General features: G+C 56.8%; 26 protein-coding genes. 22 read left to right on the top strand and 4 right to left on the bottom strand.

Annotation, left to right across the window (positions count from 1 at the left end; genetic code table 11):
* Positions 1-21: 21 nt before the first annotated feature.
* The 4 genes from CWM54_RS05165 to CWM54_RS05150 all read left to right on the top strand — a co-directional run bounded on the left by CWM54_RS05165 (position 22) and on the right by CWM54_RS05150 (position 6,208).
* On the top strand, positions 22-717 hold the full coding sequence (locus tag CWM54_RS05165) for a response regulator (protein ID WP_012968226.1): 696 nt from the start codon (positions 22-24) through the stop codon (positions 715-717).
* Positions 714-1,910 carry a sensor histidine kinase gene (locus CWM54_RS05160; RefSeq protein WP_100696272.1) on the top strand — a complete coding sequence of 399 codons (1,197 nt, stop codon included), beginning with the start codon at positions 714-716 and terminating at the stop codon, positions 1,908-1,910. The genes CWM54_RS05165 and CWM54_RS05160 overlap by 4 nt, the downstream gene beginning before the upstream one ends.
* Before the next feature lie 78 nt (positions 1,911-1,988).
* The gene (locus tag CWM54_RS05155) at positions 1,989-3,137 is read left to right on the top strand and encodes an efflux RND transporter periplasmic adaptor subunit (RefSeq protein ID WP_100696270.1); all 1,149 of its coding nucleotides are present in this window, start codon (positions 1,989-1,991) and stop codon (positions 3,135-3,137) included.
* Positions 3,134-6,208 (top strand): efflux RND transporter permease subunit, encoded by a 3,075-nt coding sequence (locus CWM54_RS05150; protein ID WP_100696268.1) that lies wholly within the window; start codon positions 3,134-3,136, stop codon positions 6,206-6,208. Before CWM54_RS05155 ends, CWM54_RS05150 begins: the two co-directional genes overlap by 4 nt.
* 121 nt (positions 6,209-6,329) lie before the next feature.
* On the opposite strand, the gene CWM54_RS05145 is transcribed toward CWM54_RS05150, so the two are convergent.
* Complete coding sequence (locus CWM54_RS05145) at positions 6,330-7,283, bottom strand: helix-turn-helix domain-containing protein (protein ID WP_032730996.1); 954 nt, start codon at positions 7,281-7,283, stop codon at positions 6,330-6,332.
* A gap of 408 nt (positions 7,284-7,691) precedes the next feature.
* Here CWM54_RS05145 and CWM54_RS05140 point away from each other — a divergent pair, with 408 nt between their 5' ends.
* The 10 genes from CWM54_RS05140 (at position 7,692) to CWM54_RS05095 (ending at position 15,761) form a co-directional block, all read left to right on the top strand.
* Positions 7,692-8,585 carry a transporter gene (locus tag CWM54_RS05140; RefSeq protein WP_050887159.1) on the top strand — a complete coding sequence of 298 codons (894 nt, stop codon included), beginning with the start codon at positions 7,692-7,694 and terminating at the stop codon, positions 8,583-8,585.
* Between the two features lie 60 nt (positions 8,586-8,645).
* A complete protein-coding gene (locus CWM54_RS05135) occupies positions 8,646-9,128 on the top strand; it encodes a group I truncated hemoglobin (protein ID WP_008804888.1) in 483 nt (160 codons plus the stop codon).
* A 136-nt stretch (positions 9,129-9,264) separates the two neighbouring features.
* Positions 9,265-10,779 (top strand): amidase, encoded by a 1,515-nt coding sequence (locus CWM54_RS05130; RefSeq protein WP_048268422.1) that lies wholly within the window; start codon positions 9,265-9,267, stop codon positions 10,777-10,779.
* Between the two features lie 24 nt (positions 10,780-10,803).
* On the top strand, positions 10,804-11,412 hold the full coding sequence (nthA, locus tag CWM54_RS05125) for a nitrile hydratase subunit alpha (protein WP_061154603.1): 609 nt from the start codon (positions 10,804-10,806) through the stop codon (positions 11,410-11,412).
* A gap of 15 nt (positions 11,413-11,427) precedes the next feature.
* A complete protein-coding gene (gene nthB / locus CWM54_RS05120; RefSeq protein WP_100696266.1) occupies positions 11,428-12,081 on the top strand; it encodes a nitrile hydratase subunit beta in 654 nt (217 codons plus the stop codon).
* A complete protein-coding gene (locus tag CWM54_RS05115) occupies positions 12,078-12,545 on the top strand; it encodes a nitrile hydratase accessory protein (protein WP_008804892.1) in 468 nt (155 codons plus the stop codon). The genes nthB and CWM54_RS05115 overlap by 4 nt, the downstream gene beginning before the upstream one ends.
* Positions 12,542-12,751 (top strand): CbtB domain-containing protein, encoded by a 210-nt coding sequence (locus CWM54_RS05110; RefSeq protein WP_008804893.1) that lies wholly within the window; start codon positions 12,542-12,544, stop codon positions 12,749-12,751. The genes CWM54_RS05115 and CWM54_RS05110 overlap by 4 nt, the downstream gene beginning before the upstream one ends.
* 10 nt (positions 12,752-12,761) lie before the next feature.
* Positions 12,762-13,517, top strand: a complete 756-nt coding sequence (locus CWM54_RS05105) for a CbtA family protein (protein WP_016161021.1) — start codon at positions 12,762-12,764, stop codon at positions 13,515-13,517.
* 6 nt (positions 13,518-13,523) lie between these two features.
* Positions 13,524-14,111 (top strand): histidine phosphatase family protein, encoded by a 588-nt coding sequence (locus CWM54_RS05100; protein WP_008804895.1) that lies wholly within the window; start codon positions 13,524-13,526, stop codon positions 14,109-14,111.
* Between the two features lie 180 nt (positions 14,112-14,291).
* Positions 14,292-15,761, top strand: a complete 1,470-nt coding sequence (locus CWM54_RS05095; protein WP_100696264.1) for an alpha/beta hydrolase — start codon at positions 14,292-14,294, stop codon at positions 15,759-15,761.
* Positions 15,762-15,818: 57 nt separating this feature from the next.
* On the opposite strand, the gene CWM54_RS05090 is transcribed toward CWM54_RS05095, so the two are convergent.
* Positions 15,819-16,694, bottom strand: coding sequence for an NAD(P)-dependent oxidoreductase (locus CWM54_RS05090; protein ID WP_100696262.1), 876 nt, complete (start codon positions 16,692-16,694; stop codon positions 15,819-15,821).
* 111 nt (positions 16,695-16,805) lie between these two features.
* Positions 16,806-17,690 carry a LysR family transcriptional regulator gene (locus CWM54_RS05085; RefSeq protein ID WP_100696260.1) on the bottom strand — a complete coding sequence of 295 codons (885 nt, stop codon included), beginning with the start codon at positions 17,688-17,690 and terminating at the stop codon, positions 16,806-16,808.
* Between the two features lie 111 nt (positions 17,691-17,801).
* On the opposite strand from CWM54_RS05085, the gene CWM54_RS05080 reads away from it, so the two are divergent.
* Positions 17,802-18,545, top strand: a complete 744-nt coding sequence (locus CWM54_RS05080) for a sulfite exporter TauE/SafE family protein (RefSeq protein WP_100696905.1) — start codon at positions 17,802-17,804, stop codon at positions 18,543-18,545.
* Positions 18,546-18,550: 5 nt separating this feature from the next.
* Here CWM54_RS05080 and CWM54_RS05075 read toward each other — a convergent pair whose 3' ends face one another.
* Positions 18,551-19,249, bottom strand: coding sequence for a GntR family transcriptional regulator (locus CWM54_RS05075; protein WP_100696258.1), 699 nt, complete (start codon positions 19,247-19,249; stop codon positions 18,551-18,553).
* A 255-nt stretch (positions 19,250-19,504) separates the two neighbouring features.
* Here CWM54_RS05075 and CWM54_RS05070 point away from each other — a divergent pair, with 255 nt between their 5' ends.
* The 7 genes from CWM54_RS05070 to CWM54_RS05040 all read left to right on the top strand — a co-directional run bounded on the left by CWM54_RS05070 (position 19,505) and on the right by CWM54_RS05040 (position 26,945).
* The gene (locus CWM54_RS05070) at positions 19,505-21,043 is read left to right on the top strand and encodes a PTS transporter subunit EIIC (protein ID WP_100696256.1); all 1,539 of its coding nucleotides are present in this window, start codon (positions 19,505-19,507) and stop codon (positions 21,041-21,043) included.
* 11 nt (positions 21,044-21,054) lie between these two features.
* Positions 21,055-22,383, top strand: coding sequence for a 6-phospho-alpha-glucosidase (locus CWM54_RS05065; RefSeq protein ID WP_100696254.1), 1,329 nt, complete (start codon positions 21,055-21,057; stop codon positions 22,381-22,383).
* A 734-nt stretch (positions 22,384-23,117) separates the two neighbouring features.
* Positions 23,118-24,563, top strand: a complete 1,446-nt coding sequence (locus tag CWM54_RS05060; protein ID WP_100696252.1) for a sugar porter family MFS transporter — start codon at positions 23,118-23,120, stop codon at positions 24,561-24,563.
* Complete coding sequence (locus CWM54_RS05055) at positions 24,553-24,996, top strand: PTS sugar transporter subunit IIA (RefSeq protein ID WP_008804904.1); 444 nt, start codon at positions 24,553-24,555, stop codon at positions 24,994-24,996. Before CWM54_RS05060 ends, CWM54_RS05055 begins: the two co-directional genes overlap by 11 nt.
* A gap of 429 nt (positions 24,997-25,425) precedes the next feature.
* A complete protein-coding gene (locus tag CWM54_RS05045) occupies positions 25,426-25,665 on the top strand; it encodes a hypothetical protein (RefSeq protein ID WP_008804905.1) in 240 nt (79 codons plus the stop codon).
* 24 nt (positions 25,666-25,689) lie between these two features.
* Positions 25,690-25,830 (top strand): hypothetical protein, encoded by a 141-nt coding sequence (locus CWM54_RS28385; protein ID WP_165784128.1) that lies wholly within the window; start codon positions 25,690-25,692, stop codon positions 25,828-25,830.
* A 188-nt stretch (positions 25,831-26,018) separates the two neighbouring features.
* A complete protein-coding gene (locus tag CWM54_RS05040) occupies positions 26,019-26,945 on the top strand; it encodes an alpha/beta hydrolase (protein ID WP_100696250.1) in 927 nt (308 codons plus the stop codon).
* Positions 26,946-26,977: the final 32 nt, after the last annotated feature.

Here is a 26,977-nt window from a genome sequence, read left to right as displayed (position 1 = left end):
AGAAACGGTCAAGGTGAATGGATGTTGTCCAGAAGAGTGCTGATTATTGAAGATGACGCCGATGCGGCTGGCGTGCTCGAAGCCTACTTACGCCGTGAAAATTACGATGTCGTCATTACCGGAGACGGTCTTTCCGGGCTGGATATGGCGCACCGGTGGAAACCCGATCTGATCCTGCTGGATGTGATGCTTCCGGGGCTTAACGGCACCGAAGTCCTGGCTGGCCTGCGCCGTAAAAATGATGTTCCGGTGATCATGGTCACCGCCATGGGAGATACACCCGATCGTATTGGCGCCTTGCGCTATGGCGCTGATGATTATGTTGTTAAGCCTTACCATCCGGGAGAAGTTGTGGCTCGGGTGCAGGCGGTACTGCGCCGCAGCAATCAAACAGAAACAAAGGAAGAGATCCTTCGCTGGCAATCGCTTGAAGTGAATGTTACGGCCATCGTGGCGAGCATTGTCGACGGGGACACCACACCGCGCACGTTGGATCTGACCCCAACCGAATTTTCACTACTGACCACGCTTATGCGCTCTCCTTCACGTCCTTTTTCCCGCCAGCATTTACTTGAGCACTGTTTGCCGGAAAGTGAAGCCCTGGAGCGCGTGGTGGATACCCATATTTATAACCTGCGTAAAAAACTCGAGGCGGCGGGTATTTCCGGCGTGCTGGTTAACGTTCGCGGCGTAGGCTACAGGTTCAGACAACCATGACAAAAACCCGCTACTCCTCCCTGTGGCGCTGGATTTGCGCACGTATATTAGCGCTGGCCATCGGAAGCGTAATTGTCATTGCGACCTGTATGTGGCTACGTTATGCGGTGCAGAATTACTGGAACATAGGCAGAATGCCGGCATCGGTCCGACAAGAGTTTCTTGCGCTCAGCCAGAACCCGCAGGCGAACCCGGCGCGCTTCCATCAAATCGTCGATACCTGGTGGGGGTTGAGTTATTCAACCCCATCCATCGCCTCGGCGGACTGGGTCACCGTGGCGTTACTGGTCCTGGTCATGATCCCTTTTATTGTGGTGATGGGATTGCGATATGCCAGGCCACTGGCGCTGCAATTCAGCCGACTGCGTGATGCGGCAAAGGACGTCGCCGAAGGGCAATTTGGCCGCCAGGCTGAGCTCATCAGGAATGCGCCGGCTGAAATGGTCAGCTTTGCGAGTGACTTTAATACCATGACGGGGAAACTGGCCCGCTATGAAAAAGAGTTACGTACCTCTCATGTGGCCATGGCGCATGAGCTTCGCTCCCCCCTGACTGCCGCTATCGGACGTTTGCAGGGCATGCTGGATGGTGTGTTTGATGCCAGCCCGGAACAACTGGCAATGGTAATGAAACAGCTTCAGCACCTGAATCGCCTGACCGATGAACTTCATCTGCTCTCGCTGTCTGATGCCGGGAATTTGGTGCTGGAAAACGAACCCTTTCGTCTGGATGAGCTGCTTAAGGAACGGGCGACATGGATCATGCCCCAGGCTGATGCACATCGTTTTACAATCAGGCTTCATCATTCTCAGGCGTGTCCCTTCAAAGGCGATACGTTCCGTATGGGCCAGGTTTTCACCATTCTTATGGAAAATGCCCTCCGTTACGGGCGTGATGGCGGCCATCTTGATGTCACGCTGCACTACGCCAGCGGGCAATATTGCCTCGAATTTCGCGATGACGGCCCGGGGGTATCCTCCCAGTTCCTGCCGGAAATGTTCAACCGTTTTAGCCGGGAGGAGCAGTCGCGTGCCCGCCACTCCGGCGGCAGCGGTCTCGGTTTGTCGATCGCTCGCGCGATTTGTCAGGCCCATGGTGGCAGTATCAGCGCGTCGTTACCTGAAACCGGCGGACTCGCAGTCACCCTTTTGTTACCCTGGACGTCGTCTGAGATGGAAAATAGCGGCTCTTGATAATACCTTGACGAAACGTCGAATCTTTCTCGACTAAGCGCGCATTTAATAACGCCATCACCTTTATGGAGCGGCGTTATGTCAGATGAATTTTTACTCTCCCTCCGCCACAGTCTGCACCATTTGTACGACGTGGCGCGCACCCTTTCCTGGCTGCACTTTCTCCCCCTGACCATTCTTTCGGTAGTGATTTTTCTGCTGCCTGGATGCGGGGACAACCAGGGTAATACGACTGATCCTGTGCGAACGGTGCGCTACGTTGTTGTTGGCTCAGCGCAAACCCTTCCCGCGCTGGAAAGAACCGGAGAGATCCATGCGCACGATGAAACGATTCTGAGCTTTCGTACCGGCGGCCGGATAGTGACGCGTAGCGTCGATATTGGCGATCGGGTCAATGCAGGGCAACTGCTGGCCACGCTTGAAAATACAACCAGTCAGAATCAGCTCGATGGCGCACAGGCTGATTATGAAGGAGCCAAAGCCTCTGCTCAGGTTGCTGCACTTAACGTCAACCGAATGCAAAAGCTCATGCCAACAGGCGCGATTGCCCGCACGCAGCTCGATACCGCCCGCGCAGACTGGCTTGTCGCCCGCGCGCGTTTAAAAAACAGCGAGTCCGCGTTGCGTAATGCCCGGGAAAGCCTTGGCTGGACGCGTCTGATTGCGCCGCAAAGCGGCGTGATCACCGAAGTAAGCGCCTCTGCGGGTCAGGTGGTCAATGGTGGTCAGTCGGTGTTGACGCTGGCGACCGGTGAAGCCCGCGATGTGGTGTTTGATATCGCTAAACCCGAGGCGATCCCGCCACAGGAACAGGCTGGCTTGCGAGTTTCCCTGCTCAGCGACCCGTCGGTGCAAGCGTCCGCCGCGGTAAGAGATATTAGCCCGCAGGCCGATCCTCAGACCCGCACATGGCGCGTCAGGGCTACCCTGCAAAACCCACCGCTGGCAATGGCGCTGGGCGCCAGCGTCACCGTCACGTTACCCGCAACGGGTCCGCATGGATACGCCCTTCCCGCTTCAGCGCTGAGCCGCGTCGACGACAAACCGGCGGTTTATGTGATTAACCCACAGTCGCAGGCGCAGCTTCGCGTGGTGGTACCAGCATACTATACCGCCACCACGGTCATTATCTCCGGCGGACTTGAACCAGGCGACCGGGTGATTACCGCCGGCGTGAGTAAATTACGCTCCGGCGAGCCGGTGATTGCCGGGGAGTGCGAATCATGAAACCCGTATTGAATGAGAAATTTAACCTGTCCTCCTGGGCGCTAAATCATCAGCAGATGGTCAGTTTCTTCATGCTGCTGATCATTGCTATGGGCGCGTTCTGTTATGAGAACCTGCCACGTAACGAAGATCCGGCGTTTACGATTAAAACGGCCGTTGTTTCTGCGCAATGGCCCGGGGCATCCGTAACGGATACCACCCGACTGCTGACCGATACGCTGGAAAAAAAGCTGCAGGAAACTCCCTGGCTTGATTATCTCGAAAGTGAAACCCGTGCCGGGAGCTCCGTTATTAATGTCAATCTTCGTGACGATACCCCGCCGCAAAAGGTGCCGGATATCTGGTATCAGGTACGTAAGAAAATGCAGGATATTGCCCCCTCTTTGCCAGAAGGCGTTCAGGGCCCCGCCGTCGACGATGAGTTTGATGACACGTACGGTACGATCTATGGCTTTATACCTGAGGGCTATACCCTGCGGGAGGTCCGGGACCGTGTTGAGACAATCCGCCGGGAGCTCATGTCGTTACCGGATATCGGAAAAACCAGCCTGCTGGGTGAGCAGCAGGAACAGATAGTTCTCTCTTTTTCTCCAGCGCGTCTGGCAGGTATGGGGTTGAACATCCAGCAGGTAGCGGATGCCCTCAGAGTACAAAATGCGGTTGTCCCGGCAGGTATGATCCGCACCGGACAGGAAAATATGGTGATAAAGGTCAGCGGGGAACTGACTTCTGAAGCGAGCTTACGTGCCGTCACGCTGCATATTAACGATCGTTACCTTCCTCTGACGGATATTGCCACCGTTAGTCGGGAAAACGCCGAGCCTCCCCAGCCGGTTTACCGGGTCAACGGCAAACCCGCCATCGGGCTGGCTATCTCGATGGCGCCGACCGGTAATATGCTGCGTTTCGGCGCCGCGCTGAATGCAAAAATGCATGCCATCAGCGTCACGCTGCCGCACGGTATTGAGATGGTCAAGGTTGCCGATCAATCAGCGGTGGTCAGCGACGCCGTAAGCGGGTTTATCCGGGTGCTTATCGAAGCCGTGGCGATCGTCCTGGCCGTTTCGTTTGTCTCGCTGGGTTTACGAGCCGGACTGGTAGTGGCTGCGGCCATTCCACTGGTTCTGGCCATGACCTTTACGGGAATGATGCTGGCAGGAATAGGTCTGCAGCGTATTTCTCTCGGCGCATTGATTATCGCGCTGGGTCTGCTGGTCGATGACGCCATGATCACCGTGGAAACCATGGTCTCTGGTCTGGAAGCCGGGGATTCCCGCCGGCAGGCGGCGACCCGGGCTTTTAAAACGACCGCATTTCCGATGCTGACGGGCACCCTTGTGATGATTGCCGGGTTTATTCCTGTGGGATTTGCTGCGTCCAGCGCCGGTGAATATTGCTTTTCCCTGTTTGCCGTGGTGCTCATCGCCCTGCTGTGCTCATGGGTTGTCGCGATCCTGTTTTCACCGTTAACCGGGACGTGGCTGTTATCTGACAACATCAGACAGAAGGCGAAAGGTCCTGGACGGATGGCCCGCGGATACCAGTGGCTACTGCGCAAGGCGTTGCGTCACCGCTTCGCCACCGTGTGTCTTGCTCTCATTGCGCTTGGTCTGTCCGTTTACGGAACAACCTTTATGCAGGGGGAGTTTTTCCCCGCCTCCGACAGGCCAGAATTGCTGGTAAGCCTGACGCTACCGGCAAATGCCTCGCAGTCGGAAACGCAAAATACGGCTGAAAAGCTGGAGAAGGCCCTGGCAGGCAACCGCAACGTTGAGCGCTTTTCGACATACGTTGGGTCGGGAGCGATCCGTTTTTACCTGCCTATGGATGTGCTTCTGGCAAATGAAAATATCGCCCAGATAGTGGTGGTGGCTAAAGATCTTAAAGCGCGGGATCGTCTTCATCGACAGTTAAACAGGATACTGGCTATGGGCTTTAGCGACATCATCACGCGCGTATCGCCCCTGGAACTTGGGCCCCCCGTCGGCTGGCCAGTGAAATACCGGGTGAGTGGGCCAGATTATCTGAAAGTCAGGTCGATCGCGAACCGCCTGAGCGATGTCATTGGCCGGTCCCCCTCCTCTCGCGAGGTTAATCAGACGGCAGGCGAACCGGAGAGAGTCATTACCCTCAAGGTCAATCAGACCGCAGCCCGGGCTGCGGGCGTGTCGTCAGAAAGTCTGGCCCGGATGCTCAATACCGTCTGGTCCGGCAGTATAGTCACGTCGGTTCGCGATAATGACCGCCTTGTCGATGTGGTGCTCCGGGCCAGGGACAATGAGCGTCTTAACCTTGCCACCTTCTCTTCGCTGACTATTCAGGGGAATGACGGTAAACAAATCCCCCTCAGCGCCTTTGCCACGCCAGTCTGGGGCGTGGATGATCCGGTTATCTGGCGTCGACAGCGTTTGCCTTTCATTACCGTGCAAACTGACCTCGCCCCGGGACTTCGCGCCGAAGCAGTATCCGCAGCGATGCGACCTGCGGTAGACAGGTTGCGCGCGGAACTGCCTGAAGGCTACAGCATTGAAGAAGGGGGCGCGGTTGCTGAGTCTGAAAAAGGTAATAGTTCGGTCTATGCGATTCTGCCGGTGACACTGGTCATCATGCTCTTGCTGTTGATGCTCCAGTTGCGCAACTATTCCCGTATGGCGTTGGCTATACTGATGGCCCCGTTTGGTTTACCGGGTATCGTGCTGGCTATGTTACCTGGCGGAACACCAATGGGATTTGTCGCTCTGCTTGGCGTGATTGCGCTCGCTGGCATGATCATTCGTAACGCCGTCATACTGATTAGCGAGGTTGACAGCAACCTTGCTCAGGGGATGGCAAGCGATGCCGCCATTATTGCGGCCGCAGAGCATCGTGCGCGCCCCATCTGCCTGACTGCCTGTGCCGCCATTCTGGGAATGATCCCCATCTCTCATCAGGTATTCTGGGGACCGATGGCCTATGCGATTATCGGGGGACTACTGGTTGCCACGCTGGTTACACTGACCGTTTTACCGGCATCGTTTAGCCTGTTGTTACACCTGAGAATGACGTCCTCAGGCGAGACTCGTGAAAAATGAGTAGCGTGCCGTCGTATCCTCGCCTCAGGGGTCTGCCAGGTTATTCGCTGCAAGACAAAGAACTTGCTCCATCGTGTCATCCACCTGCTGGCGCAACGCGTGGATAACAGGAGACCTAATTTTACTGCTTCTTCGGCAGCAGAGAACGAGGAGAAATGCCGAAGGCTTTGCGGAAGGCATGGCTGAAATGAGAGAAATCAGAGAAGCCGAAATCCAGCGCCGCCTGGGACACGCTACTGACTCGTCCGCGTTCGATAGCCTCTCGGCTCGCCTGCAGCCTCTCCTGCCAAATCACTGCCATCGGCGTTTTTTTATGGCGGGCGAAAGCACGCGTGACGGTGCGAACGGAAACGTGGTGCGCCCGTGCCAGGCTTTCGATGTTCAAATCGGGATCGACAAGTTGCCGCCGGATGTAGTTCATCATCCGGGAATACAGATCGCGCTCAACACCAACGTTGTTCAGGTCCTGTAGCTCCAGGCTCAGTACCAGTAGATCCAGCAACGTCTGGGAGAAGCGGCCGGAGATATCCGCTGTGTTCAGACAGGCGGGCATCGCTGCCGCCTGACGCAGCATTTCGCGCAATGGGATCACGCCCGGGCGGCGGTCGTCGAGCACCATCGCGGTGAGGTGTTCGACCCCAGGTAAATGACAGCTCAGCAAATGGCGGGGGATCCGCACCAGATGATTATCGCGCCCGCCAAGACTGAAGCGGAATGTCTGGGCGGCATCGTAGAGCACCAGACTGTCCGCTGCCAGCGTCGCCTTGCGTCCCCCCTGTTCAAGCTGACCGTATCCATCCTGCATATACCCCAACCACAGATCGTCGTCGGGGCCCTGGCGCAAATAACGGGCCGTGCGATCCCAACTGTGTAGCGGCGCGGACAGTGAACACATATCCACCAGACCCACTCCACGTACCGTCAGCCGTGCATCAAAGTCGACCCCAGCCAGAGGGGCGCTGGCCGCTGGAATACAGTGGCGTAACACTACGTCGTTCCAGTACTCGAAGCGGCGCGACTCGGTAACGCCAACGGTTGAATAGTGGAGACTGCCCGCAGACTGCATGCTATTCATCATCATTCACCTCGCGCCGGGAATTCCGCCAAAACGACAGAAACGTTTCCGCAGACAGCAACTATCATGCCAACGAGCTAATACACCCTCTTTCAGTTACGCCGATCGGCGCTAAGTTACCGGGAACTATCACTGAAAATCCGCGCCCCCCCTTTTCTGCTGGCATATAGGGCGTCGAATAGCGGAACGACAAAACGTGGAACCGCACCCTAAACGTGCGGCGTCTGCACTATGGCGGACCATCACACGACGAGGGGTAGGCCCGCAACCGAATGTCCCTTCCAGCCAAACGACTGTCCTGCTGAAGCAAGTACGCCGCAAATTTCTCCCTAGTATCAGTAAGCGTAAGGTCTTCCGGCCACACCGTGCTCCGGACATAACACGACATCAGACAAGAGGGGGAACGTCATGACTTTCAGTAACGCTACGTTTCGCATCAGCCTGGCCGCCTGCACACTGTGGCTGGCAACCGGCCCGGCCCATGCGGTCGATCTCAATTCGCAGGACCTCATTCCCGCCCCCGCCGGCACCGATGCCGTTCTGGGATATTTCACCTACGCGACGAGAGATAGCTTCACCCCCACCGGGGGCGGTGAACTTAAGCAAGAGACCGGGCTCGACTCCTTCGTCAGCATCTTTCGTTACGTTCACTACATGGACGTCGGTGGCTTTACGGTTGCGCCGCAAGTGCTGCTGCCTTACGGACGCCTTTACAATGGCTCACTAAACGGCGTTCGACTTGATTCAGCCAGCGGCCTGGGCGATCCCATCCTTGCCGCGCCGGTCTGGCTGGTCAACAACCCCAGCACAACCTTTGCCATTGTGCCTTACCTGTACCTCCCCGCGGGCTCCTACGACGCCGGACGCACGCTAAACGTCGGTGAAAATCGCTGGAAGTTCGACCTTCAGCTCGGCGGCGTGCAGCAGCTGGGTAACGGTTTCGCCACCCAACTTTCCACGGACGTGATGTGGTATGGCGTCAACGACGACGCCTCTGGCATCGGCACCGGTCGACTCAAGCAGGACAACACCTATCAGTTTCAGGGCTGGGTGACCTGGACGCCGCCCGCCGATAAGAGCTGGACCCTGGCCGCCGGTTATTCCCAATACTGGGGCGGCAAACAGCAGCTTGACGGTATCGAGAACGGACAGGCGACGCGCGTCGATCAGGTCCGGCTGGAATTATCGAAATTCGTCACCCCCACGGTGCAGGTACAGGGTCTGCTCCAGCGCGACCTCAACGTCGATGGCGGTTTTAAGGAAGATCTACATACCACCCTGCGCGTGATGAAACTGTTCTGATGCGAATCGGCACAGAGACATCCCCAGACTCACTACTCACCCGCAACGGAGAAATCCATCATGACCGATCAGCAGCAAAAACCCACACTTTATGAACGTCTCGGTGGTTATGACGCCGTTTACGCTTTCGCAGGAGAGGTGTTGAAGACCTGTATGAAGCATCCCGATATCGGCCATATCTGGGCGCACGTATCCGAATCGTCGTTCCAGAAAGAGCATATCAACTTTGTCGATTTTCTGTGCAAGCACTGGGGCGGCAACACGGTCTACCGGGGACGAGATATGGTGACCGCGCACCGCGGAATGGGGCTGACCGAAGTGCACTGGAAAGCCGTATTCGAGGCTATTGATGAATGCTACGAGAACTTCAACGTTCCGCAGGATATCCGTGAAGAGGTTACCGCATTCCTGACCCAGTTCAAACCCGCCGTCATCGGCAGCCCTTCATACCGGGATGTGGTACTCGCGCACCCTGACATGGACGTCACCAAAGGGATGAAAAGCGTCGGCATTCACTGGCCGAAAACAGATAAACCGTCTTAACCGAGGAAGGACATCCGCGCAACAGGCGGGTGTCCGTCTCAGCCAAATGACTGACCTGCACAACCATGTAGTGATGACATTTCGGGCTTATGTTGAAGGCAGGTTGCATTGGCAAACACCATACAAAGGGAACTCCATGGCTATTGAACGTCCTACCATTGAACAGCTGCAAGCGCTCGCCAGTCGGCTAAACATACGATTGACGCCTGCACAAGCCGAAGAATATCTGGCGCTGATGCAGGCCAATTTCGACGCCTATGATCTCATTGACGCCCTGCCCGACGAGATCCCCGCGGTGCACTACCCACGCGCCGCCGGCTATCGTCCTGAAGGCGACGAAAACCAGCTTAATGCCTGGTATTACAAGACCGAGGTGACAGGTGCAGCAACCGGTAAACTGGCCGGCCGCACCGTGGTGCTCAAGGACAACATCGCGCTGGCTGGCGTACCGATGATGAACGGCGCCTCGACGCTGGAAGGTTTCGTCCCCCTCTACGACGCCACCGTTGCCACCCGACTGCTGGATGCCGGCGCGACTATTCTCGGCAAAGCCACCTGCGAGCACTTCTGCTTGTCGGGAGGCAGCCATACCTCCGATCCGGCGCCCGTGCATAACCCGTTGCGCCGCGGCTACTCGGCCGGTGGCTCATCTTCTGGCAGCGCCGCTTTGGTCGCTTCCGGGGAAGTCGATTTGGCCATGGGTGGCGATCAAGGGGGCTCTGCGCGTATTCCCGCCGCATGGTGTGGCCTCTATGGCCTGAAACCGACCCACGGTCTGGTGCCTTATACCGGCATCATGCCGATCGAAGCCACTTTCGACCATACCGGGCCGATGACCCGCAGCGTAAAAGACAATGCCTTAGTCCTTGAGGTCATTGCCGGCGCGGACGGATTGGACCCACGTCAGTATGCTCCCAAAGTGGAAGCCTATACCGAGGCGCTCGGTAAGGGAGTCCGTGGCTTAAAGATCGGCATTATGGCCGAAGGTTTTCAGTTGCCGAACCTGGATGCGCGAGTCGCGGAGAAAGTTCGCGCTGCCGTCGCCCGTCTGCAGGAATTGGGCGCGACGGTCGGCGAGATTTCGGTACCGGAGCATAGCCTGGCGGGGGCGCTCTGGTCCCCTATCGGCTGCGAGGGGCTGACCGCGCAGATGATGCATGGCAACGGCATGGGCTTTAACTGGAAAGGACAATATGACGTAGCGCTGCTGGACAAGCACGCCCAGTGGCGTGACAACGCCGATGCGCTTTCCCCATCGCTGAAGATATGCATGTTCGTCGGCCAGTACGGGCTGGAACGCTACCATGGCCGCTACTATGCCAAGGCGCAGAATATCGCGCGTCGCGCGCGTGCGGGCTATGACCGGGCGCTGGCGGACTTCGACCTGCTGGTGATGCCCACTGTACCGCTTGTCGCTCAGCCATTACCGGAACCTGACTGCTCCATTACCGAATACATCTCCCGCGCATTTGAAATGATCGGCAATACCGCGCCGCAGGATATTACCGGCCATCCGGCAATGACTCTCCCTTGTGGGCTGGTCGACGGCTTACCGGTAGGAATGATGTTGGTAGGACGCCACTTCGCCGAAAGCACCCTTTATCAGGCCGCCGCCGCATTTGAAGCTTCCGGCGACTGGCGGATGTTTTAACCCTTAACCATCGGGAACCATAAAATGAGCCATCAACACGACCACGACCATACTGAACCGCCGGCGGACATCGAGCTACGCGTCCGGGCGCTGGAATCCCTGCTACAGGAGAAAGGACTGATTGACCCGGCGGCACTGGATGAACTGATTGACACTTATGAACACAAGGTCGGCCCCCGTAACGGCGCGCAGGTGGTCGCTAAAGCGTGGAGTGATCCGGAGTATAAACGTCGGCTACTGGAGGACGCCACAGCCGCCATCGCCGAGCTGGGTTTCTCCGGTGTACAGGGTGAAGACATGCAGGTAGTGGAGAACACGCCGGACGTGCACAACGTGACCGTCTGTACATTATGTTCCTGCTACCCCTGGCCGGTGCTGGGTCTTCCGCCGGTGTGGTACAAATCGGCCCCCTATCGCTCGCGTATCGTTATCGACCCGCGCGGCGTTCTGGCCGAATTCGGGGTAAACATTCCAGAAAGTAAAGAGGTGCGCGTCTGGGACAGCAGCGCGGAACTGCGCTATCTGGTCCTGCCAGAACGTCCGGCGGGTACCGACGGCTGGAGCGAAGCGCAGCTGATCGAACTGGTCACCCGTGATTCCATGATCGGCACCGGCCTGGTCGCCGCGCCATAATAAGAGGAGAAAACCATGAACGGGATACATGATCTGGGCGGTATGCACGGCCTCGGCCCGATCCTCAATGAGGAAAATGAGCCGTATTTCCACCATGAATGGGAGCGCCGGGTATTTCCGCTGTTCGCCTCGCTGTTCGTCGGCGGACATTTCAATGTGGATGAATTCCGCCACGCCATTGAACGCATGGATCCAGCCCACTACCTGGAGGCGAGCTACTACGAGCACTGGTTGCACGCATTTGAAACGCTGCTGCTGGAAAAAGGCGTGATCACCGCCGAAGAACTCTGGGGTGGCTCGACCCCTGCCCCCTGCGCGCCGGGCACGCCGGTGCTGACGCAGGACATCGTGGCGATGGTTGTCAGTACCGGCGCCTCCGCGCGCGTCAGTCACGATATTGCTCCCCGCTTTAAGGCCGGAGACCGGGTTCGGGCAAAAAACATCAACCCAACCACCCACACCCGCCTGCCGCGTTACGTGCGCGGGAAAATCGGCCGTATTGAGACCGATCACGGCGTGTTCATCACGCCGGACACTGCCGCGCACGGTCTGGGCGAACATCCTCAGCACGTCTACAGCGTCAGCTTCACCGCGCTGGAACTGTGGGGCACGCCGCGCCCGGACAACGTGTACATCGATCTGTGGGACGACTATCTGGAGGAAGCATGAGCATTGCGACACAGCATGATTACGCCGCCGTCGGGTTACCCCGCGACGAGGAGGGGCCGGTTTTTGATAAGCCCTGGCAGGCGAAAGCCTTCTCCCTGATCGTCCATCTGCACCGGGCGGGGCTGTTCCCGTGGGCAGAATGGGTACGGACGTTCAGCGAAGCGATCAAGGCGGCTCCGGCGCAGCCCGGCGAAAGCGTGAACGATGCCTACTATCGCCAGTGGGCGACAGCAATGGAGAACATGATCACCGCCCTCCACCTGACCGCACCGGATGACATTGCCCGACGGACCCAGGAATGGCGACTGGCGTATATCAACACGCCGCATGGTCAGCCGATCGTCCTGGCCAATGCCAGCTGTCCGCCGGCGCATAACCACCACTCGCTTCCACTCGGCGTTCCGGTCACGGTGAGCCCGGCACAATCTTCCATCAGCCAAATTAACAACGGAGTCACATCATGAGCGATATCACCCTTACCACCAACACCCCGGCCACTCCGATACCGGTCGCGGCGCTGTTGCCCTGGGCACTGTTTACCACCCTGCTGGCACTGTTAGCGATCTATTTCGTCGGTGCGGAACAAGGTGCGACGTCGATGTTTTCCGGCACCCAGGTGCATGAATTCTTCCACGACGCACGCCATCTACTGGGTTTTCCCTGCCACTGAGGAGGCGGACATGATTGGGAAACTATTATTCAAGGGGATGATAGCAGGCATTCTGGCTGGACTGGTGGCATTTGCCTTTGCACACCATTTCGGCGAGCCGCAGGTCGATCGCGCTATCGGGATTGAAGAAAGTCTGGCCGCTCATTCACACCAACACAGCGCGTCGGCTGACGGCGGTGAAGAAGAGGTGTTTAGCCGTCAAACCCAGTCCGGGATCGGGCTAATGGCCGGCATGGTGCTGTTCGGCGCAGCGCTGGGCGGCGGTCTGGCGCTGAGTTGGGCCTTTAGCTATCAGCGCTTCGGACCATCGAACCCGCGTCTGTTAGCGTTAGGCCTGGCGCTGGTCGGCTTTCTGGTCATGAGCCTGATGCCTGGTCTGAAATACCCACCCAATCCGCCCGCGGTTGGTAACCCGGAGACCATCGGCTATCGTACCGAACTGTACTTCGTCATGATGTTGCTTTCCATCGGCATCGTCATCGCGGCCGCGTGGTTATCACATCAGCTAATACCGCGCCTCGGTAGAGGAAATGCGATGATGTGGGCAACGCTGTTCGCGGTGGCGCTGATGCTCGTGGTTTGTGCCCTGATGCCGACAGTGAACGAAGTGCCCGAACACTTCCCGGCGGACCTGCTATGGCGTTTCCGTATCAGCTCCTTCGGCACGCACCTGGTGCTCTGGAGCGTCATCGGTGTGGCGTTCGGTGCCTTAGCCGAACGCACGCCGGCGACAGGTGTGCAGCGCCCAGCCTTCCGCCGCGGTTAACACATTATGAGAGCGTCGCTAACGTTGATTTGTCAGGGAGAAACGGCAGCGTCCCGAGGTTCACATTTCCCCTGTGATGACCCTCTGGAGGCGCGGGAATGGCAGCGGGCGCGTCAGTTACAAAGCCGTGTCGCCCGTTGTCACCGCGTCTGGATCTCCCCGGAGACCGCCGCCCGACAAACTGCCGCAGCGCTCTCTTTACAGGGTACCCCGGTGATGGAGCTGGCGGAACCCGACTACGGCATCTGGGCCGGTCGGCCAGTACGTGAGGTGATGACGCAAGACGCCGACGCTTTCCTGGCCTGGCTGGAGGGCGATCCGCCGCCGGGCGGAGAGTCACGTGCTCAGTTGCTGGCGCGCTGTGGCCGTTGGCTGGCAAAACACGTCGATATTCCAGGCCGACACGGTGTAATTGCGTCTGCCTCCACTATCCGTGCCATGATCCTCAACGTTCTCGGCGCCCCACTTCACTCATTTGCACGTATCGACGTCCACCCGCTCAGCATCACCGAGTTGCGCAGTGACGGACGGCGCTGGAATTTTTGTTTATTAAGAGATGACATAAAGGGCGAATGTTCGACGGTGTCCCGCTGAAGCCGTCAGCCAGTAAGCGCTTGGCCATTGATGGATCCGTCCACTGGTCTTGCGTCGCTAACCCCAATGCCATAGGACCGCTCAGCGCGCTTCACGACCGGTCCTGCGTAAAAAAGTAAATATCCCTGACCATGTTTATTTATACTCAGAAAACATGTCATTAAGAAAGGAAGCAACGCGTTGAAATGGGTAACGTGGTTAAAACGTATCGGGTTATCCCTGCTGCTGTTGATCGTTGGCGCTCTGGGACTACGCCTTTATGACATTCAGCGCGGACCCGAGCTGCAGCTCTGGCATACCTGGGTTCCGCATGAGATGGACGCGGATGAAATCGACAATGCTGACTGGAACGATTACATCAACAAAGAGAATGCGCTCTTCAGTGAGGTAAAACGCCAGGTTACCGATAAGCTGGACGCTGAGCAGCAAACCGAACTGAATCGTTACTATCGTCACAGCCCCATCTATCCGGACTCGTTTCCAACCAACTGGAATCGGTCATATATCATGATGCCGGATGGCAAACCGAAAGGCGCCGTGGTGTTGCTGCATGGTCTGACAGATACCCCCTACAGCCTGCGGCATATCGCTGAAAATTACCGGCAACAGGGGTATGTCGCCATCGGTATCAGATTACCAGGCCATGGGACGGTTCCCGCCGGGCTGACCGATGTGGACTGGCAGGACTGGCTTGCCGCCACGCGCCTTGCGGTGAGAGAAGCGAAACGACTGACGGGTAATGATGCGCCCCTGCATATCGTCGGATTTTCCAACGGCGGCGCGCTGGCAATGAAATATTCGCTGGACGCGCTGGATAATGCCGAACTGGCAAAACCCCAGCGGGTGATCCTGATTTCTCCGATGATCGGTATTACCAGCTTCGCGCGGTTTTCCGGCCTCGCCGGCTGGCCCGCGTTTCTTCCCGCCTTCTCGAAAGCCGCATGGTTAAACATCATGCCCGAGTTTAATCCGTTCAAATATAACTCCTTCCCGACGAACGCCGCCCGGCAGTCCTTCCTGCTGACCAAAGCGCTGCAAAAGCAGATAGTGACTGACTCGAGAAATCACAGACTTAACAGCTTACCGCCGGTATTGACCTTTCAGTCCGTTGTGGATTCAACGGTCAGTACGCGGGCGATCGTGACGGCGCTTTATAACCGTTTGCCGGAAAATGGCAGTGAAATTGTCCTCTTCGATTTGAATCATGCCGTCAGGTTTAATTCATTATTACGCCGGACGTCTTACACCGCGCTGGCGCGGTTGCTGCCCGCGCCGCCACGCGCTTATCAGACCACGATCATCACTAACGCGAATTCGGCCAGTACCGATATGGAAATCCGCACAACACCTGCCGGGAAAACAGACACCACAGTGGAAAAGCTGCAGGGAATGCGCTACCTGCCGGACGTATACTCCCTTTCTCATGTCGCGCTCCCCTTCCCGTTAAGCGATTCGCTGTACGGGCGCTATCCCCATCCGCTGAATCAATATGGGATCAGCCTCGGCACGTTTGCAGCTCGCGGCGAGCGTTCGGTGCTGGTTGTGGGTCTGGACTCGCTGATGCGTCAGTCTTCCAATCCGTTCTTTCCCTATATGATTAAACGAATTGACGAAGGGATCGACACTCGCACGGATGTCTCCGGGAAGTAGCACCTCAGGATAAGTGGCCGTAATGGCCACTTTTTTGCCAACACGAGTGCGTAAAAACTACGCTTTTGACGACGTCGACAGCCACTGATACACCGCTGACAAATCCTGTCCGGCATATCCCGCGTCCGCCGCCTGCTGCCACAGTTCGGCAATGTTATCCAGCCCCGGCATGGTGTGCGGCTCGGCCAGGGATAGCGCCAGCCGGGCATCTTTCAGCGCATGCGCCAGCTGCATTTGCGGCGCGAATTGCTCGCTGGCGATGGCATCCAGTTTCACTTTGACATACGGCGCGGCCAGCGGGCCGCCTTCCAGGGCGCTCCATAGCTGGTCGGGGGTAAAGCCCAGCGTCTTCGCCAGCTGGGCGCTTTCCGCGATGCCCTGCATCATCGAAATCAGCCAGGCATTGAGGACCAGCTTCATTTTCTGGCTGTTGCCCGCCTCGCCAAACCACTGCGTCCCACGGGAGATAGCCGCAAACACCTGTTCGGCAGCAGCACACTTTTCACGATCTCCGCTGGCGAGCACCAGGATCTGCGCCTTCTCCGCCGGGGCTTTGGTCCCTGAAACCGGGGCATCGACGAAGGTCATCGCCGGCTGAAGCGCCCGCAGCAAGGCGATAGCCTCCTGCGTCTCCGGCAGGCCGATGGTGCCCATCTGGCAATAGATCGCCTGCGGCTGACAGGCAGGCGCTATTTGCGACAGTACCTCAAGGGTGGCCTGCCCATCAGCGAGCATACTGATGATCACCTCGGCATCAGCGACCGCCTGCTGCGGTGTGGTATGTATGATCAATCCCTGCGCCTGTAAATCTTCACCGCGCGCTGGCGAACGGTTCCAGCCAGCGACGGTAAAACCTTTCTTCAGCAGATTGCTGGCAAAAGCATGTCCCATGGCGCCGAGTCCCAGCACCGCGACCTTTGGTAATGTACTCATCTTGTCTGTCCTGATTAGCGTCTGAATAAAAGCGGACCTCTACTATCGCATCTCTGACACGAATGTCAGTAGCCATAGCGGGCATGAAAAGTGACACTGTCACCCATGTTCTCACGGCTGTCGGAGCCACGCCAGCAAACGGCGCATCGCTGGCGTCAGCCGGGCATCATCCTGATAACACAGACACAGGCGGCGCTGTGCCCAGCGATCCTGCAGTGCGATGACGGCAAACCGGTAGCGCTGCTGGTAGCGTTCGGCAATGACGCGGGGCAGGATCGCCCCGCCGGCGCCGTGAGCCACCATCTCGCAAAGCCCTTCAAAATGGCTCATCCGGACCCGGACGTTTAGCGCCTGGCCGAGCCCGGCGGCATGTTGTTCAATATGCTGCTGCAGCGCACTGGTCTGGTAGAGGGCGACCAGCGGCTCATTGATGACCGCCGCAAACGCCACTTCATTCGCTCCGACCAGAGCGTGAATCGGCGGCACAATCAGCACCAGGGGATCATCGGCGACAGGATCCAGATGCAGCGGCCCGGGGTCGACGGCATCAGAGACCACTCCAGCCTGCGCCACACCCGCCAGAATGCTGCTGACGATATCCGCGCTGGTGCGCTCTTCGGTGTCGATCTGCACCGCCGGATGCGCTGCCATCCAGGCGGCGAGCTTGCCCGGCAGAAAGGCCGACATCGCCGAGGTGTTGGCGAACAGCCGCAGCGTCCCCTGCTGACCGCGGGCGAAGGCGCTCATCGCCTGGCGCAGACGCTGCTGCTGCGCAAGAAGCGGACGTGCATGGCGCGCCAGTACCTCCCCGGCCTCAGTCAGCGTTACGCCGCGGGCATGACGCTGCAACAGGGGAACACCGACCTCTGCCTCCAGCTTGCGCACTCTTTCGCTGGCGGAGGCCAGGGCCAGATGAGCCATGGCTGCCCCACCGGTAATACTGCCGGTATCCACGATGGCGATAAACAGTCGCAGATCGGCCAGATCCATCCGCATCACACCCTCCCCACCCTTCGGTTTTCCCGTAGTCTTAGGGCAACATACCGCATTGTGGCTTCAGCGACCAGTGGTTTCAATGTCCCTTTCTACCCTGAAAAGTGAGCCATGATGTTCGATCTCCACATCTTTTATTTACTGCTGATCTTTATCGCCGCCGGACTGGTCAAAGGGGTGACCGGCATGGGATTACCCACCGTGGCGATGGGCCTGCTTGGTCTGCTGATGCCGCCGCAGGCCGCAGTGGCGTTGCTGGTGCTTCCCTCGCTGTTAACCAATCTCTGGCAGTTGCTGGCTGGCCCCGCACTGGTGCAGATTGTGCGCCGCCTTTGGCTTATGATGACCGGGATTATTATGGGAACGCTGGCGGGGTCGTCACTGCTGATCAGCCTCAACCCTCGGTGCTCAGCGCTGGCGCTTGGCACCGTATTGATAGCCTATGCCGGGTATGCGCTCTGTGGCCCGGCGTTGCAGGTTTCCGCCCGCGTGGAGAAGTGGCTGTCGCCGCTCATGGGTGGGCTAACCGGCGTTATTACCGGGGCGACCGGGGTATTTGTTATTCCGGCCGTTCCCTGGCTGCAGACGCTGGGTTTTCGTCGAGACGAGCTGGTGCAGGCCCTGGGGTTGTCGTTCACCCTCTCCACCCTGGCGATGGCGACCGGCCTCTCCCTGCACGATGGCTGGCATGCTGATTCGCTGCTGCTGTCGGGGCTGGCGCTGTTGCCCGCGCTACTCGGCATGTGGCTGGGACAGTGGATCCGCTCGCGTCTCAGCCCGCGACGCTTTCGTCAGGGCTTTCTGCTGTTCCTGCTGGCGCTGGGAATGGAGCTGATCGCCAGGGGATGGCTGACCTGAATCCGCTAGCGGCGGGTAATGTGCTTCACGTTGTACTTACTGGTGTTCTGGTAGATCTCTGAGAAATCGACGATCGCCCGGTTTTGCGCATAACTCACCGACTGCACCCGCAGCAGGAGGCTGTTTGGCGCCACCTGCAGCAGCTCGGCCTGCTCGCGGGTCGCCAGCACCGGCGTATAGCTGCGGTGGCTCTCGATGATGGTGATATGACACTCTTTTTTGAAATAGTTGAATTTAGACTGCTCAAGGTTACCCACGCTGAGCCAGGGAAAGGTGGCGAATGGAATATAGCTGTTTTCCACGAGGATCGGGACCTCATCAATCAGCCGCAGCCGCCTGACGTAGTAGACTTTTTCCCCCGGCTGGATCTTTAACTGCTGGGCGATGGCCGGAGGAGCATCAAGCAGCGTGAATTCAATGACCTTGTTACGGTAGTTGGTGACGCCTACCACCTGCATCTGGTAGTTAAAGCCCTCCAGTTCTCCGCCGTGATAGTTACTTTTACGCACAATGCAGGTTCCGCTGCCGTGCCGCCGCGCGATCAGCTTTTCCTCCTCCAGTTGCGCCAGCGCTTTGCGCAGCGTCATCACCGAGACCTGCAGCTCCGCAGCGAGCGCTTTTTCGCTGGGCAGCATATCGCCCACGGCATAGTCGTCGCTGTTGATGCGGGCCTTCAGTTCAGTGGCAATCTTTTTATAAATCACTTTTAGATGTCTCGCTAAGGTGGCGCTCGTCAAACAGATAAGTGAATAACTTAATGTAAATAAAAGATTATTTTTACATTTCAGCGAAAATTTCAACACTAACTCATCTATAAATTTCGCCATATTTATATATCTGTCCGACAACAATATATATGACTTTCATCACAGATGGCCCTTTTCCTGCTCGGGATCCCGGTGGTCTGCTCCTAGTCTGATAAGCCTATTCATCAGGTCTGCGAAGACGAGAGGACAACCATGATTGGCGTGAAAAAGCTTCAGGACTTTTCCAGGGCAATGATCGGGCCGGTGCTATATCTGCCGGCTATCGGCCTGTTGATCGCCCTGTTCAGCATGACCACCAACCGGCTGTGGGTGGATGAAAGCAGCGCGCTCTACCTGTTGGGGAAATTCGTCTCCAGCATGCTCTGGGCGCTGATGAACCATCTCGGCTTTCTGTTCTGCCTTGGGCTGGCCAGCGGCCTGGCGAAAACCCGCAAAGCCGAAGCGGCCTTCGTGGCGGCGATGACCTGGCTGGTGTATCTGGCGGCGAACAATAGCTGGCTGACCCTGACCCATCGCCTGGCGTCCGGGGCCACCAACGCGCAACTGTACGGCAGTGGACAAACCTTTATCTTTGGCTTTCAGGTCATTGATATGGGCGTGTTCCTTGGGATCATCCTTGGCTGCGCCGTCGCCTTTGTCCACAACCGCGTGGTCGGCATTGAGTTTCGCGGCGCGCTGTCGATCTACGGCAACAGTAAGCTGGTGCTGATCGTGATGCTACCGCTGGTTGGCCTGTTTGCTATCGCCACCGTCTATCTCTGGCCGGTGGTTGAGCTGGGCATTTCGGCGCTGACCGGCTTTATGAAATCCTTTGGCGCCATCGGGGTCTTCCTGTACGGTTTTCTCAACCGGTTCCTGATCCCGACCGGGCTGCATCATCTTATCTGGTCGCCGTTTGTCTTTACCTCCATCGGCGGACAGCTGCTGATTGATGGTCAAACGGTTATTGGCGCCAAGCCTATTTTCCTTGCCGAAATCGCCCGTCATCCCATCGGGGCGCTGAGTGATTCCGCCCGGTTTTTAACCTACGGGATGGTGAAGATTTTTGGCACCGCCGGTATGGCGCTCGCCTTCTACCGTACGGCGAAACCGGAGAATAAGCAGCGGCTTAAAGTCACGCTGATCCCCTTAATTGTGACCTCCGTTCTGGTGGGGATCACCGAACCTTTTGAGTTCCTCTTTATCTTCACCGCTCCGCTGCTGTGGCTTATCTACTCCCTGTTGGACGGCGTTTTCCAGATGCTGGCCTGGCTGCTGAACGTCCGGGTCTGCGCCACCAATGGTCTTATCGATTTTGTCGTCTATAACCTCCCTGCCGGCGCCAGCGTGACGCGCTGGCCGGTGTTTGTCGCCCTCGGCCTGCTGGAAACCGCCACCATGTACCTGGTCGGCACCTTCTGTATTACCCGTCTGCGGATGCTCACCCCGGGCCGTGAAGCGGCTGCCGATGCGGAGCCTTCCGAGCAGACGGGCCAGGCAAGCGAGAGTGCCGATAAAGGTACGCTGGTGATTGCGGGACTGGGCGGAAAAGAGAATGTCTGCGTAGTGGAAAACTGTTTTACCCGTCTGCGGGTCAATGTGCGGGACCCCGCCCTCATCCAGCCGTCGCTGTTGAAAGAGAGCGGCGGGAGCAGCGTGCTGATCAAAGGCAACCATGTGCAGGTGATCTATGGCCTGGGGGTTAACAAAATTCGAACGGCGGTCAACGCCAGTCTGGGTGTTACTGAATAACGAGGTGGTAAATGAAAGATAATTTTGTGGTCACGATTGCCGGCGGCGGCAGCACTTATACTCCTGGGATTGTGATGATGTTGCTGGAAAATATGTCGCGCTTTCCCCTGCGGGAGATCCGCCTGTACGATAACCATCACCAGCGTCAGAAAACGATCGGCGACGCCTGCGCTATTCTGGTGGCAGAACGCTTCCCGCAGGTGACGTTCAGCTATACCACCGATCCGCAGGCGGCCTTCACTGACGTCGATTTTGTGATGGCGCATATTCGTGTCGGCCTGTATGAGATGCGGGAAAAGGATGAAAAGATCCCGTTAAAATATGGCGTGCCGGGCCAGGAGACCTGCGGTCCGGGTGGGATTGCCTACGGCATGCGCTCCATTGCCGGGGTGCTGGAGCTGGTCGATTATATGCAGCAATACGCCCCGAACGCCTGGATGCTCAACTATTCCAATCCGGCGGCTATTGTGGCGGAAGCCACCCGTCGCCTGCGACCCGACGCGCGCATCATCAACATCTGCGATATGCCGGTGGCTATCGAGGGGCTGTTTGCCGACATCCTCGGCCTGCCGTCGCGCAAGGCGCTGAACGTCCGCTACTATGGCCTGAACCATTTCGGCTGGTGGACCCGCATCACCGATGAAGCCGGTAACGATCTGATGCCGGCGCTGAAGCGTCACGTGGCGGACCAGGGATACAGCAGTCCAAAAGAAGATTTTCAGCATAAAGCGCCAAGCTGGATCGAAACCTTTAAAAAGGTGAAGGATGTGTTTGCCCTCGATCCGTCGACGCTGCCTAACACCTATCTGAAATACTATCTCTATCCTGACTATGAGGTGGCGCACGCCGATCCAGACTTTACGCGGGCGAACGAGGTGATGGCCGGGCGTGAAAAAGAGGTCTTCGATATGGCCCGGGAGATTACCCGTCGCGGCACGGCGGAAGGCGCGCATTTTCATGCCGGGGCCCATGCCACCTTTATCGTCGACCTCGCCTGCGCCATCGCCTTTAACACCCAGGAGCGGATGCTGTTGATCGTGGAGAACAACGGGGCGATCGCCAACTTTGATGAGACGGCGATGGTGGAAGTCCCCTGCCTGGTGGGCGTCAATGGCCCGGAACCGCTGGCGATGGGGAAAATCCCGTCGTTCCAGAAAGGGTTGATGGAGCAGCAGGTGGCGGTCGAAAAACTGGTGGTTGACGCCTGGGTTGAAGGCAGTTACCAGAAACTGTGGCAGGCCATCACGCTGTCGAAAACGGTGCCCAGCGCCGCGGTGGCGAAAGCCATCCTCGATGAACTGATCGTCGCCAACGAAGGCTACTGGCCCGCACTGCACTGATCTTTTTCGTGATGGGTAAAATGCAGAGGATCCCCCTTCTCTGCATTTTTACCCAGCGTTCCCGCCGGCCACACATTCATCCTATAACCTCCCCCACGGGCTTTCTTCCCCTCCAGACCGATGCCAGAAGGCCGCCCATCCTCGTTTTACCCTGATCACAGTAATGAAATATAAATTCTATTCTAAGATATTATGGCGTAAAAATGTGATCTGCGTTGTATTCTTTGATTTACATTAACCCACTGAAAACAACATCATTATTACCAGGATGTAAATTTAACCTGGTTTTCATGGGGATATGCGCCCTGTATCCTTTGTGATTGGCTTCATGCATTTACCATTCTGCAACACCAATTTGAAATTAAATTTTCATAATGTGATCTTGTTGCATGTTCATTCCATTTCTTTGTGCCATATTCATGTCACGCTAAAACACCGGAATGACAGCAACGAGCCACACCAGGGCGCTGTCCACCGGCAGACGTCGGTGCATCCGGCGCAATTAAGACCGCTAATAACCCGAAAGGAGAACGGATATCGACTACATCCATGTCAACACCAAGCCGTAAACCTCTTTGACCGCCATTGCTGAGCGTACCCTGCCATGTGCTGAGCAATTACACAAAGAAGAAAAATCATTTAGTTCAGTTAGATACGACAACACAGGTGTAATAAATCCTGACTGGGGAGATGTATTTTTATCTTGTGTCGTTCAATAAAATAAAGGGACTACCATGTCATTTATAACAAACCTGAACCAGCAACAGAGAAAACGACTTCATCAGATTACCTTAGTGGCCACCTTCGGCGGCCTGCTTTTCGGTTACGACACCGGCGTAATTAACGGCGCCTTTTCCTCACTGAAGCAGTACATGGCGCTGACCCCGACTACCGAAGGGCTGGTGATGAGCGTCCTGCTGATCGGCGCCGCGCTGGGCAGCGTGTTTGGCGGCAAGTTTGCCGACTTCTTCGGCCGGCGCAAATATTTACTCTTCCTCTCTTTTATTTTTCTTATCGGCGCCCTGCTTTCCGCCGCAGCTCCCGATATCACCACCCTGCTGATTGCCCGCGCCCTGCTGGGCTACGCCGTCGGCGGCGCGTCGGTCACTGCCCCCACTTTTATTTCGGAAGTGGCGCCTACCGAGATGCGCGGTAAGCTGACCGGCCTGAATGAAGTCGCCATCGTCATTGGCCAGTTGGCGGCGTTTGCCATCAACGCGATCATTGGCATCATCTGGGGCCATCTGCCGGACGTCTGGCGCTATATGCTGCTGGTACAGGCCATTCCCGCTGTCTGCCTCTTTGTTGGCATGTGCCGCGCGCCGGAAAGCCCGCGCTGGCTGATCAGCAAAAATCGCCACGAGGAAGCGCTGCATATTCTCAAACAGATCCGCCCGGCGGAACGCGCGCAGAAGGAGTATGATGACATCTCCACCCTGATCAAAATTGAAGCCGGCAATAAGTACAGCGCTCAGGGCACCTTCACGACTATCCTCAAAACGCCATGGATCCTCAAAATTTTGCTGGTCGGTATTACCTGGGCCGCGTTGCAGCAAACTACTGGGGTTAACGTCATTATGTACTACGGCACGGAAATTCTGAATGCTGCCGGCTTCTCAGAGCGTACCTCGCTGATCTGTAACGTGCTGAACGGTGTCTTCTCCGTCGGCGGTATGCTGATTGGCGTGCTGTTCCTTGTCGACCGTTTCAAACGTAAGACGATCATTATCTACGGCTTTGCCATTATGGCCACGCTGCACCTGATTATCGCCGCTGTCGATTACACCCTGGTGGGCGATCTGAAAGCCACCGCCATCTGGCTGCTGGGCGCGCTATTCGTCGGTGTGATGCAGGGTTCCATGGGCTTTATTACCTGGGTAGTATTAGCCGAGCTGTTCCCGTTGAAATTCCGCGGGCTGTCGATGGGGATCTCGGTATTTTTCATGTGGATCATGAACGCGGTGGTCAGCTACCTGTTCCCGCTGCTGCAGGCGAAACTGGGCCTTGGGCCGGTCTTCTTCATCTTCGCAGCCATCAACTACTTAGCGATTCTGTTCGTGGTTTTCGCCCTACCGGAGACCTCCAATAAATCGCTCGAGCAGTTAGAAGAAGAGCTGTCAGCGAATCATGAGGGTAAAAAATCTACGCGTCTCACCAGGGAGGTTGGCTATGATCGATAACATCACGCTGGATAATCTGCACATCGGCTGCAAGGCCAGTAATAAAGCGGAAGTGATCGCCATGATTGGCGCGGAGTGTAAAGCCAAAGGGTATGTGAATCAGGAGTGCGTTCACTTTCTGCTGGAGCGTGAACATCAGGTCTCCACTTTTTTGGGGAATGGCATCACCCTGCCGCATCTGCCGAAATCCGCGACGGATATCATTCTCAAAACCGGCATTGAGATCTTTCAGTTTCCTGATGGCGTAATCTGGGATCGCAGCAACGTCATGTTTATTGCCATCGGCGTCATCGCGAAAGAAAAAGAGCATATTGATGTGCTCAAAGAAATTGCCTCTATATTTAGCGATGAGTTGATCGCTAACGCGCTGTCATTAATTTCAGACAAAAATGACTTCCTGAAAATTCTGCAACATAACGCCTTGCCTCATTAGGTATGACGCCAGCCGGAGCTGAGGCTCCGGCTGGCGTCATACCACTCCCGCAAGCGGCCAGCGGTTAATAGTGAATAGGTTTTAATTTAGCTGGTGATAGAGCCAGATAAAATAATAACAATGGAAATTAATGCCATTTTCTTAAATTGATTGATGAGGATATTTCACCGCATCAGGAAATTAAAAAATACAATAAAAACAGCTAGTTTTGTGTTTTTATTCGCTTATTCTCTCTCCTTTCTATTGCCATCCCGCGATCGCTGCATACCAGTGATTAGTGCGCTATCCCATTAATATTGATTTATATCAATACCTCATCGGGCGTTAAACTGCATTTTACAGCGCGATTATTTTGGCAAGGTGTATACGACATTGGTTTTACGACTTGGATATTTCTTTAGCCGTCCCTCAAGCCTGTGGGGATGGTTGATGTGTAACGCGCTTAACGGTATCGCGATTGTGCTCTGCTTTCGTGCGATAAGCATCGTGACGGGCTTTAGCGAAGTGGTCTGGCAGGTCATCATCACGCTGGCTATTATTATATCAACCTGGTACAGCGCTAATTATTTCGCTGCGCTGGAAGCTCGACGCGATAAACGACGCTTTCTGCTGCTGGCCTGGGTGGTCATCACCATTCTGTTAAATTTCATTCACCTCGGCGGTGGTTAACGCTGTTAATGCAAGGATCATCTCATGACGCTGGCGATGCTGTTGGTGCTTATCAGTCATCATAAAGGGCTGACGCTGTTACTGATCGTGGTTATTGCGCTGGTGCTTATTGCGCTCATCCCACTGGTAAAAAGGCTGTTGCGTAGCATCAACGGCGATCCCTGACCGTGCTCTGATGGCCGCCGGCAGGCGGCCATGTATTCTCCGTTTTGACGTCTTCCGCCACCAGCCCTGCCCGGCATTCCACACTGACCCAAATCCACAAAAGAAATGAGAACCATTATCAAACAAGCTGTGTTACCGTGTCTGCCCAACAACAATGACAGCTCAAAGAATACAGGGGGTTAGACAAGGTGAAGCGGAATTCAGGGAGCATCCGGGCACGCGGGCTGCTGACGCTGGCGGTTGGCATGCTCTTCTACAGTAGCAGTAGCGCCGCCCGGCCGGACCTTCAGCCGCTGGGGCCAAACATCGCCGATAAAGGGTCAGCGTTCTATCATTTTACGCAACGTCAGTATGACTCCGCCGATGGCGAACGCCACTATCGGGTGTGGACTGCCGTGCCGGACAAAGCCCCGCCCGCCGCCGGCTATCCTGTGCTGTATATGCTGGATGGTAACGCGGTGATGGATAAGCTTAACGACGCCCTTTTGCAGCAGCTCTCCGCCGGCTCCCCGCCGGTGATCGTCGCTATCGGTTACCAGACAACGCTGCCCTTCGATACCGCCGCCCGGGCCTGGGATTACACTCCTCCGCTAAAGGCCTTCAAACCGCAAGTCGGGAAACCCGCGCTGCCGCCGCGAAAAACCGGAGGTAATGACCTGTTTCGTCAGTTGCTGACCGAAACAATGGTGCCGCAAACGGAAGCTCACCTGAAAATAGATCCCCACCAGCGCGCGATCTGGGGCCACTCCTACGGCGGGCTGTTTGTGCTCGACGCGTGGCGGAAGACCTCGCTGTTTCATCTCTATTATTCGGCCAGCCCGTCACTGGGCCAGACGCAGGAATCTCCGCTGAAGGGCAGCGAAGCCTTAAGCGCCACCGCCTTCTCCGGGAAATCGCTGTATCTGCTGGAAGGTGATGGCAAAGCTGCCCGAGAACCGACCGGCCACGTGGCTTCCCTGAGTGTTTTGCGACAAACCCAGCAGCAGCTGGCCGACAAAGGCCTGACGGTGGCTTTCTGGCGCTACCCTGGCATGACGCACGGTCAGATGTTTGACGTCTCGCTGCAGTCGGCTCTGCTGCATCTTTCCGGGCAGGCTCCGCTGGCGCATCAGTAATGACGCTGCGCCCACCCGCAGCCGGTGGGCGT

This window comes from Klebsiella sp. D-Nf1 (assembly GCF_002810515.1).
GTDB classification, from domain to species: Bacteria; Pseudomonadota; Gammaproteobacteria; order Enterobacterales; family Enterobacteriaceae; genus Klebsiella; species Klebsiella variicola.
Note: the sequence above shows the minus strand (reverse complement) of the source record. Positions and strands in the feature narration are given on the sequence as shown.